The 2,027-nt window shown below is 74.9% G+C and carries 2 protein-coding genes; one reads left to right on the forward strand and one right to left on the reverse strand.

Going from position 1 to position 2,027, the window contains the following annotated elements:
- Positions 1 to 166 precede the first annotated feature (166 nt).
- Positions 167 to 1,405: a cytochrome P450 gene (locus HW445_RS28525; protein WP_180223733.1), complete on the reverse strand. Its 1,239-nt coding sequence runs from the start codon at positions 1,403 to 1,405 to the stop codon at positions 167 to 169.
- Between the two features lie 145 nt (positions 1,406 to 1,550).
- Here HW445_RS28525 and HW445_RS28530 point away from each other — a divergent pair.
- The coding region (locus tag HW445_RS28530; protein WP_180223734.1) for a DUF4383 domain-containing protein at positions 1,551 to 2,027 on the forward strand (477 nt) is incomplete at its 3' end.

Below are 2,027 nucleotides of genomic sequence, written 5' to 3' on the forward strand. Positions count from 1 at the left end.
ACCGCCCTTCTGTACGACATTGCTCTCCCCACCATCCCCCGCACCTCGGCACCGGGGCAAGCGCCCCGGACCCGTGGAGGGTGATGTGTGCGGTGTCACGGCCGGGGACGGGTGCGCCGGCGGGGACGGACGTCCGGGCCGCGCCGCCCGGGCCCGGGCGGCGGTGTCACTTCCCCGTGACGGTGATGCGCAGGCCGCTGCGCGGCCGGGCCGGGATGCGGTGCAGGGAGATCCGCAGGTCCTGCTCGGGCACCCGGTGCTCCAGCCGGGCCAGCCGCAGCGTCAGCGCCTCCAGCAGCGCGATGGTCACGGCCTCGCCGGGGCAGCGGTGGCCGTGCGCCGGGTCGCCGCCGCCCTGCGGGACCAGTTCGTCGCGCTCCACCGGCCGCTCCAGGAACCGCTCCGGCCGGAAGACGTACGGGTCGCCCCACAGCTCCTCGTCGTGGTTCTGGCCGAACAGGTCCAGCACCACCATGCCGCCCTCGGGGATCTCCCGGCCCTGGAAGGACACGTCCGCCGGGGCCTGGCCGCCGATCAACGGCGCGAACGGGTAGAAGCGGCGCAGCTCGTGCACGAACGCGGCCAGGTAGGCGGCGTCGTCGGCCCACAGCCGGTCCCGCACATCGGGCCGGTGGTGCAGCAGGTGGCCGGCGAAGGAGAGGAACCAGGTCACCGCCACCGTCGGCCGCAGCACGTTGAGCAGTTCCACGCCGGCCACCCTCGGCTCCAGCAGGAGACCGTCCGCGTCCCGGTGCCGGGCGACGACGTCCAGCGCGGAGCCCTCCGGCGGGGCCAGGGCGTCGTCACGGACCTCCTCGACGATCCCGGCCGCCCAGAACTCGCGGCGGGAGCGGGCACGGCGCGCCCGCCAGTGGCGCGGGCCCGCGGTGGCGAAACCGTCCACCATGGCCACCAGGTCACGGGCCAGCGGGCGCACGTCCGCCTCCTCCAGCGGCACGCCCGCCCACCGGCACACCGCACGGGTGAGGACCACGGCGGCCTCGTCGAACAGCACGATCTCCTCGCGCTCCGCCCACTCGGGCACCGCTCGCTCCCAGGCGTCGGCGACCTGCTCGGTCAGGTCGGCGACCCGGCCGGGGTCGGTCAGCAGCGCCAGGAACATCGCCTTGCGCACCCGGTGCGGCTCCCCGTCCAGGGTGTGCACGGCCCCCTTGCCGAAGAGCGTGCTCAGCACCGGCTCGGGCATGGCCTGCCCGCGCACCACGTGCCGCTCGTCGTACACGAACCGGACCGCCTCCGGCCCGCGCACGGCCACGGCCGGGCGGCCCATGAGCCGGGTGAACAGGGGGCTGCCGTGCCGCCGGACCATGCCGGGCAGCCAGGCGTACCCCTTCAGCAGCAGCGCGGCGGTGCGGTCGGCGAGAACAGACGGGTTGCTGGACATGGCGGGCGAGTGCCCGGGGGCGCGGCGGGAAAACGCGGCTCCGCCGGGAGAGTGATCTTCGGCCTACCCGCACGCGGACCGGGGCACCGGCGGGGCACGAGGCGGAAGCCGAAGGCCGGCGCCGCCGTGAGGAGGCGCCACGACGATGAGCCTGAACGAGGCCGGGCCGACCGGTGAGTACGCCCCGGTGCAGCGGGCCGCCCAGGCGGTGGGCCTGGTGTTCCTTCTGGTGGGGGTCCTCGGGTTCGTCCCGGGGATCACCACCCACTACGGGGAGATGGCGTTCGCGTCGCACACGTCGGGGGCGAACCTGCTCGGCCTCTTCCAGGTCTCCGTCCTGCACAACCTGGTCCACCTGCTCTTCGGCGTGGTCGGCCTCGCGCTGTCGCGCACCGCGCCGACGGCCCGCTCCTACCTGATCGGCGGCGGGCTGGTCTACCTGGTGCTGTGGGTGTACGGGCTGGTGGTCGTCGACCACCACAACGGCGCCAACTTCGTGCCGGTGAACACGGCCGACAACTGGCTGCACCTGTTCCTGGGCCTCGGCATGATCGCCCTCGCGCTGACCCTGACCCGGGGCCGCGCCACCGCGCCCGGCCCGTACGGGTCCGCCGGCGGACCC

The sequence above is a fragment of the Streptomyces sp. UH6 genome (assembly GCF_013421635.1).
GTDB lineage: Bacteria > Actinomycetota > Actinomycetes > Streptomycetales > Streptomycetaceae > Streptomyces > Streptomyces abyssomicinicus.

Bases quoted from the DNA above. Each gene is read 5' to 3' on its own strand.
- HW445_RS28525 (WP_180223733.1), bottom strand. From the start codon at position 1,405: ATGTCCAGCAACCCGTCTGTTCTCGCCGACCGCACCGCCGCGCTGCTG.